The 8420-nt window shown below is 44.5% G+C and carries 7 protein-coding genes; 5 read left to right on the forward strand and 2 right to left on the reverse strand.

What is annotated here, in order from left to right; all coding sequences use genetic code 11:
• The 5 genes from ssuD to VE944_RS22160 form a co-directional block, all read left to right on the forward strand.
• A partial coding sequence (gene ssuD, locus VE944_RS22140) for an FMNH2-dependent alkanesulfonate monooxygenase (RefSeq protein WP_324981932.1) occupies positions 1–1125 on the forward strand: 1125 nt, incomplete at its 5' end.
• A gap of 136 nt (positions 1126–1261) precedes the next feature.
• Positions 1262–2212, forward strand: coding sequence for a D-2-hydroxyacid dehydrogenase (locus VE944_RS22145; RefSeq protein ID WP_324981948.1), 951 nt, complete (start codon positions 1262–1264; stop codon positions 2210–2212).
• A 288-nt stretch (positions 2213–2500) separates the two neighbouring features.
• The gene (locus tag VE944_RS22150) at positions 2501–2677 is read left to right on the forward strand and encodes a hypothetical protein (RefSeq protein ID WP_181985234.1); all 177 of its coding nucleotides are present in this window, start codon (positions 2501–2503) and stop codon (positions 2675–2677) included.
• Between the two features lie 176 nt (positions 2678–2853).
• Complete coding sequence (locus tag VE944_RS22155; protein WP_324981935.1) at positions 2854–5748, forward strand: glycerol-3-phosphate acyltransferase; 2895 nt, start codon at positions 2854–2856, stop codon at positions 5746–5748.
• Positions 5745–6092 (forward strand): cupin domain-containing protein, encoded by a 348-nt coding sequence (locus VE944_RS22160; RefSeq protein WP_324981938.1) that lies wholly within the window; start codon positions 5745–5747, stop codon positions 6090–6092. The genes VE944_RS22155 and VE944_RS22160 overlap by 4 nt, the downstream gene beginning before the upstream one ends.
• A gap of 277 nt (positions 6093–6369) precedes the next feature.
• Here the strand turns inward: VE944_RS22160 and VE944_RS22165 are convergent, their stop codons facing one another.
• Both VE944_RS22165 and VE944_RS22170 read right to left on the reverse strand, forming a co-directional pair.
• Positions 6370–6726 (reverse strand): hypothetical protein, encoded by a 357-nt coding sequence (locus tag VE944_RS22165; RefSeq protein ID WP_324981941.1) that lies wholly within the window; start codon positions 6724–6726, stop codon positions 6370–6372.
• A gap of 539 nt (positions 6727–7265) precedes the next feature.
• A partial coding sequence (locus tag VE944_RS22170) for a xylulokinase (protein WP_324981945.1) occupies positions 7266–8420 on the reverse strand: 1155 nt, incomplete at its 5' end.

The raw sequence follows: 8420 nt of genomic DNA on the forward strand, positions 1-8420 counted from the left end.
ACTGGATCTCATGACGGACGCTATTTAGGCACAGATATTGGCTCTCGTGTTGCCACACCTGATTATTTGCAGCAAATTGCCCAAGCTGTGGATAATTTAGGCTACACGGGCGCATTGTTACCCACAGGGACTTCTTGTGAAGATGCTTGGATTACGGCTGCTGCTTTCATCTCTGTCACCAAGCAAATGAAATTTCTTGTAGCAATTCGTCCAGGAATTACTTCTCCAGGTGTTGCTGCCCGGATGGCAGCAACATTTGACCGCATTTCTAGAGGAAGATTGTTGATTAATGTGGTGACAGGTGGAGATCCGGTGCAACTTGCTGGTGATGGCTTGCATCTGAGTCACGACGATCGCTATGATTTAACCGATGAATTTCTCACAGTTTGGCGGGGTATCGTCAGTGGGGAAACAGTAGATTTTAAAGGAAACTACCTGGATATCAAAGGTGGTAAACTCCTATTTCCACCAGTTCAAAAACCCTATCCACCCTTGTGGTTTGGTGGCTCATCTGGTGCTGCCAAGCGGGTTGCTGCTAAACATATAGATGTTTACCTGACTTGGGGCGAACCTCCAGAACAAGTAGCCCAAAAGATTGCCGAAGTTCGGCGACTGGCGGCTGAACAAGGTAGAACAGTCCGTTTTGGGATTCGCTTGCATGTAATTGTACGAGAAACCGAATCTGCGGCTTGGGATGCTGCCAATGAGCTAATTAAGTATGTAGATGAGGATGCGATCGCAAAAGCTCAAAAAGACTTAGCTAGCTCTGATTCTGAAGGACAACGGCGCATGAGTCAACTACATAGTGGTAGTCGAAAAACCTTAGAGATTAGCCCCAACCTCTGGACAGGAATTGGATTGGTGCGGGGTGGTGCTGGTACAGCCCTAGTTGGAGATCCCGACACCGTTGCTGCTAGGATGTTGGAATATCAAAATTTGGGCATAGAAACTTTCGTGTTTTCTGGATATCCCCATTTAGAAGAAGCATATCGCACTGCTGAATTATTATTTCCACGCTTACCTTTACAGAGTGAACCTACACCACTAACGCCACCAGTCGTAAGTACTTTTAGCGAATTTGCCACCAATGAAAAATTAGCTAAACAACTAACGAGTGCTTCATGACAATGCCAATTTTATATTTATGATTTGGGATTTGGGATTAAGCAAAAACATCAAAAGCTTAATACTTCTAGATTTATCTTTGTGAACAATCTAAAATCTAAAATCCCAAATCCAAAATGAAATGAGGGAGTAGCAAATAGTGAAACTAATTTTACCCGATCATCTCATTGCTGATATTAGGCCACACCTACCATCTGATATAGATGTTGTAGAGGTAGATAGTGAAGGTAATCTTGATGGTGATGCTAGTGATGCAGAAGTTTATGTTAACGGATTTTACCTGAAAACCTCTACCCATGACAAAGTACTGATAGCAGCACCCAGGCTGCGTTGGCAACAGTCACCGAGTGCTGGTGTGAATCACATCCTCACACCAAATTTTTTGCAAAAGGACATTATCCTCACTAATGGCGCAGGGGTTCATGCGATTCCAATTTCGGAATTTGTACTAGCATTTATGCTCCATCACGCCAAGAATCTGCGGAAATTGCAAACTTTGCAGGATGAACACACTTGGGTAAGAGGAATATCTCTCGAAGAGTTGGCAGACGCGAATTTATTAATTCTCGGTACTGGGAATATAGGAAAAGCGATTGCATCTCGTGCCAAAGCCTTTGGAGTCACAGTTTGGGGTAGTCGCCGCCATCCCGAACCCCTACCAAATTTTGACAAAATTGTAGGTGTTGAAGAGTGGCGATCGCTCCTGCCAGCCGCAGACTATGTAGTGATTGCTACACCATTAACTCCAGAAACTAAAGACTTGATCGATGAAGCTGCATTGCGCTCCATGCGTCAGTCAGCTTACTTAATTAACATTGCTCGTGGTGCGATCGTAGATGAAGCCGCATTAATCACCGCACTACGTGAGGGATGGATTGCAGGTGCTGGATTGGACACAGTAGCTACAGAACCTCTGCCGCCGGAAAGTCCCTTGTGGTCATTACCAAACGCCTTTATCACCCCCCATTGTTCAGCCCTTTCGCCACGCCTCAGAGAGCGAATAACACAACTATTTATTGACAACCTCAAACGCTACCAAACCGGTCAGCCCTTGCAGAATGTAGTAGACAAGCAAGCAGGATACTAAAGTATGAGGAATGGGGACTTAGGGACAAGGGGAAAGACTCGTTGCAAGTTTTCAGTTTTCACTCAAATAACCTTGTCACCTTGTCCCCCCTGCCTCCCCTGCCTCCCCTGCTCCCCCTGCTCCCCCCACTCCCCCCACTCCCCCACTCCCCACATTTGTATAAATCAGACTAAATACCTCTAAAGAAGTAAGCAATTTTGGCGATGGAAAAATTGTCAAGCTGAAACAAAATAATATAAGGAATTTAACATCATCCGCAAAGAGAAGGACTACAATCAAAACGGACAAATGTTTCATGCTCCAACACAAGAGGATTACAAAGCTATGTCCGACTTAAATCGCGGAATTATGAAATTTGAGGGTGCAGATTCCCCAAAAGTAGTCACTATCTCTACCGTGTTACTTCTGGGATCGATCGCTGCTCTCATAATCTGGGCGCTGCAAGCTGCCTATGCGCTAAACTAAAACCATTAGTAGCTTAGAAGGACACTTGTCTTAAACGGTTGCCGTTGTAGCCAAGTGTCCATTCAGCAACTAATAAATAAAAACGCCCTAATTATCATCAAAAATTTTAGAAAAACTTTAGATTTTAGATTTAAGGTTTTAGATGGAAAATTTAAATCTAAAGTCCAAAATCCAGAATGTTTGAACCTTGGGGTATCTTAGTTATTTTAATTGCCTGCCCCCTCTTGGGCGGATTACCCCTGATTGCATGGATCACTTACGCGCTTACGGGCAAGCAATTATCAGAAGTTGGTACAAAAAACATTAGTGTATCAGCTGCCTTTTATCATGGCGGTAGGTTTGTCGGAATTCTGGCAGTCTTGTCAGAAGCTTTGAAAGGAGTTGCAGCAGTCTTACTCACCCGTGTTTTCTTCCCAGAGGGATCGTTTTGGGAATTGATCGCCCTGATTGCTCTGGTAGTAGGTAGATACTGGATAGGCAGAGGGGCAGGTACGACAAATGTCGTCTGGGGATTTGTCGTCCATGATCCACTGGTTGCAATATTTGTATCCTTTTTTGCAGGTATTAGCTTTACAATTCTGCAATCGAGAAAGGTAGTAAAATTTGGGGTTTTACTTCTTTTTCCTCTGTTTGTGATGATTCTGCACCTTGGCGATTACCCCAGAATACTTGCTGCTGTTGCTTTAGCTGGTTTAATGGGCTGGATCTATACTAAAATTCCAGATGATATGAATCTGCCAGCCCAAGAGGCAGAAACTGAATCTCTTGCGATGTTGGAATTTTTACGCGGCGAACGCGCGATGGTTTCTTTGGATGAAGAGTTAGATGCTGCTATTGTTGGAGAAAAGGCGGCTACCTTATCTCAAATTAAGCGCTGGGGTTATCCAGTCCCGAAAGGATGGGTACTCGCCCCAATCGACGATCCCCAAATGTTGACAGAATTTCTCCAGCCATCAGAGTTATCTCCCTTGGTGGTGCGTTCTTCTGCCATTGGAGAAGACTCAGAACACGCTTCTGCGGCTGGGCAGTATGAAACAGTTTTAAATGTTACCAACCCAGAGGCATTACAATCAGCGATCGCTCAAGTTCAAGCTTCCTACAATCATCCATCTGCTGTGCAATATCGGCGCGATCGCGGCTTAAATGATACTGCAATGGGTGTGTTGATTCAACAACAAGTCCAAAGTGTATATTCTGGTGTAGCTTTCAGCCGCGATCCCATTACTCAGCAAGGTGATGCGATCGTTATTGAAGCCCTTCCAGGTAGCCCGACGCAAGTCGTTTCGGGAAAAGTCACACCAGAACAATATCGCGCTTTTGTCATTGAAACAGAAAATTCTTCCTCTGTGCAATTAGAGGGTGAAGGAAGAGTCCCTCAAGCATTAATTAAGCAAGTTGCATACTTAGCTTATCGACTCGAAAAACGCTATCATGGCACTCCTCAAGATATCGAATGGAGTTACGACGGTCAAACACTCTGGGTGTTGCAATCTCGACCGATCACCACTCTACTACCAATATGGACACGCAAAATCGCCGCCGAAGTGATTCCTGGAGTAATTCACCCCTTAACATGGTCGATTAATCGTCCCTTAACTTGTGGAGTTTGGGGAGACTTTTTTACTCTAGTTTTGGGCGATCGCGCTTTAGGGTTAGATTTCACTGAAACAGCAACTCTGCATTATTCTAGAGCTTACTTTAATGCATCCCTCTTAGGAGATATTTTTATCCGCATGGGATTGCCGCCGGAAAGTTTAGAATTTTTAACTAGAGGAGCTAAATTAAGTAAACCGTCTTTGCAGTCAACCTGGGAGAATTTACCAGGACTAGGGAAGTTACTGAAGCGGGAATTAAATTTAGAAAAAGACTTCAAGGAAGATTATCACAAACGCTTCATTCCTGGTTTGTCGGAGTTGGCGCAGTCAGATATAGATAATTTGGAACCAGCCAAGCTGTTGGAAAGAATTGACTTGATCCTGGATTTGCTACGCCACGGGACATATTACAGCATTTTAGCTCCCTTAAGCGCTGCCCTGCGGCAAGCGATTTTTCGGGTAAAGGATGGGCAAATTGATAATAGCGTTACTCCAGAGGTAGCGGCATTGCGATCGCTAAGTGCAATAGCAACAGACGCTAAACAAGTATTGCTTGAGTTTGAACCACAGCGAGTATTTGAGCAATTAAAGCAAACCCCAGAGGGAGAAAAGATCCTGCGAGAATTTGACGAATTACTTCAGGATTACGGCTATTTAAGTGAAGTGGGAACAGATATTTCCGTTCCTACTTGGCGGGAAAATCCCCAAATGATTAAGCAGATGTTTGTGCAGTTAATGCAGGGTAATGAACCACAATCAGGCGCTAAAGACGCAATTAATAGCATTTTTGCTGGTAAACGCAAACGTGGATTTGTGCAACGGCGTGTGGATATCAAGGGACGAGTTACCGAAGTTTATTCACGGCTTTTGGCTGAATTACGTTGGAGTTTTATAGCTTTAGAGAAAATTTGGTTAAAGTCCGGCTTACTCAAGAAAACAGGAGATATCTTTTTTCTAGACTTTGATGAAGTGCGGCGTTTAATTGCGGGTGATGATTCTAGATTAATTCAGGAGTTAGATGAGTTAGTCGAATCGAGGCGATCGCAATTCGTCCAAGATAGTGAGATCATTCAAGTACCCCTTTTAGTTTACGGCGATACACCCCCTCACCCCTTAGCTCCCTCTGAACTTTACTCCGATCAAATTTTACAAGGGATTGGAGCCAGTCAGGGACAAGCTGAAGGCAGGGTAAAAGTGTTGCGAAATTTACAAGATGTGCCGGAGATTGATCGAGATACGATTCTGGTAGTACCTTATACAGATTCCGGCTGGGCACCTTTATTATTAAGGGCTGGAGGATTAATTGCCGAAGCTGGTGGACGGCTTTCTCATGGTGCGATCGTTGCTCGTGAGTATGGAATTCCCGCAGTTATGGATGTACATGGCGCTACATGGATACTGCAAGATGGTCAACGGGTAAGGATTGATGGCTCTAGGGGTATTGTGGAATTATCTAACGATTTAAGACCAGAATGATTACCACTTCTCTCAAAAACCTACCAGAAGAATCTGTTTCTCACAATGCCGAAATCAAGAAAAAGGTAATGCTACGCTTCGGCGATTTGCCTCACCTAACTAACTTTTCTCAAACACGTTTTGCTCCTGGACAAACCGCACCAGCACACGCGCATCAAGATATGTGCGAAGTATTCTTTGTGGAAGCGGGTTCAGGAGTAATTCACATTAATGGTACAGAATACCCCCTGCTTCCAGGGAACTGCGTAGCGATAGAAGCGGGAGAACTACATGAAGTTGTCAATAATGGCTCAACTGAGCTTGTTTTGACCTACTTTGGTTTGCGAGTCGAAAAATCAGCGTAATTATTTTGAATACAAGATACAGTGAGGGTACAACATTGTTATGCCCTCACAAAAGTTTGCGGAATGTGGGTTATAAACAAAGATAAATTTATGAGAAGGAGTCAGAAGACAGAATTCAGAATACCCCAGCAGTCAAGTCAGGGCGAAGAGTCACGAAAAGAATTTAATAACAAGCGCCTTTAAAATCGCTTGCTCTAAACCTCTCTTATACATCCAGTAGCACAGAATCCATTCTGTATTCTGGCTCCTGAATTCTGAATTCTTCTTTAGTAAAATCCTAATATACCAAAGGTGTCGCGCCGCGCATCTGACGTAAAGAATTTATACAAGCAGGACAATCGCAGCCAAATAAGTTGATTGCCACATTGCTTTCTTCATCATTGAACTCCAGCATGGGAGCATCTTCTTGAGAAAACTCTATTTCACGCTGATAGTTAGGAATTTGAGCCAATACGGAAGCCCTTGCACATACTAAACCCACTTTATGTTTATTGCGTATACAAGATAGACGGTCTGTGCTGTTGGCTGCTGGTTCTGGCTCCATAGCTTGGGCGTGATTGAGCATTACTCCCATCGAGAGAATAGAGCTAATCAGTACAGGAGAAGAAAGTAAACTCAGTATTAATTTGTTCATTAGTTTTTTTAGAAAACAATCTCGATTGCTCAGATTATCCGATTAAATCTTACAGTGCAAGTCAACGTTTATCAGGAATATCGCAAGTTGTATAGTATCACTGTGCTTAACACCACCATCTTAGGCTACACGAGCTAACTAGTGCGTAAGTCACACCATTAACCAGCAATCGGAAACTAAAATTCTCACAAAAACATCACGGGTCGAGAGGATACGCCACTTGGCAACAGATGCGTGGAGGAAACACGCCACGGTGTTTTTAAACACCGTGAAAAATGATAAGATTAAAGTGTGAGTAGGAATAACCATCTACGTGTTGAAATGTTTTGTAGGGAGTGACCCCTGATTTATCTCGTCCCCACACAAGCTGTGGCCCTGGATAAACAAGTAATGGGAAAACATGGAGCGTACCTAACTGGCTGTGTGATGGACGTAGGAATTCATTAATTAATCCAAGTAAGCGTAATTGCAATACCTGTCGTACTGGTAGTTGTTTTGAGCGTTTAGGGGGATATTTGACTATCCCTTTTAAGCAAGTCTTAGAGAATCTGCGTGTCTTTAGACCGCAGAGTGTCAATTCTATCAGATTTTTTAAGCCGTGGATAAAGGGATTGATATCGCATCCAAGCCTCTTCTAGGGCTGAATCAACTGATTGAGGAGTTGCAACAAGCGTTGGTGTGGCTGCGAGTTTGCTTGTATCATTAGCATCTACATATATGCCAATTCCGATACCCGCCAGTAAAGCAGCACCACGCGCAGAAGCAGCAGCAACTCTAGTTGCATAGAGGGGTATTCTCAATACATCAGCTAGTAATTGTTTCCAAGGCATTTCTGCCGTTCCACCACCTGCTAAACGAAGTTCTGTAGCTTTAAAACCTGTTGCCTCAAGTGCCTCAAAACCTTGCCGCAAGGCAAAAGCAACACCCTCTAAAGCTGCCCGCATCAGGTGCGCCTGTGTATGATGAAGTCCAAGCCCCACCCATGCCCCGCGTGCATAAGGGTCAAGGTGTGGAGTTCGCTCACCCGTGAGGTATGGCAAAAATGTCAACCCTTCACATCCTGGGGGAACAGAAAACGCTTTAGTATAGACTTGCTCCCAACTCAAGCCGAGAATACCTCGCACCCACTCAAGCGCTAACCCCGCATTTTGCATTGCTGCAAGGGTGTACCACTGGTTAGGTACGGCGGATCTATATAGATGTGTGCGACCATGAGGATCGAGAATTGGTTGGGAGCGAGGTGTAATGATTTGAGCGCCTGTGCCAATGGTTAGTTGAACCAAACCAGGTAGTAGTCCGTTACCAAGTGCGGCTGCTGCCGTATCCGCAGCACCAGCGATCGCTCTTAAGCCAACTCTTAAGCCAAGATGCTCTGAAGCATCAGTTGTTAAGTAACCTGCGATCGCACTAGAGGGAATAATTTTCGGCAACCAATCACAACGCAGATTTAGGGCTGAAATTGCATCCCATGCCCAGTTGTCTGACACAATATCGTAAAGCAAAGTACCACTAGCGTCAGATGGTTCGGTTGCGACTTCTCCAGTCAGCCGTAACCGTAGCCAATCTTTTGGCTGAAGTGCCCAACGCGCTTGGGCGTACACAGTCGGCTCGTGTTCTCGTAGCCACAGCAAAGTTGAGCCAGCCATTCCAGCCGTAATCGGGTTGCCCAATCGCTCTAGAATAGCGACATCGAG

The sequence above is a fragment of the Nostoc sp. genome, from assembly GCF_035638895.1.
Taxonomy (GTDB): Bacteria; Cyanobacteriota; Cyanobacteriia; order Cyanobacteriales; family Nostocaceae; genus Nostoc.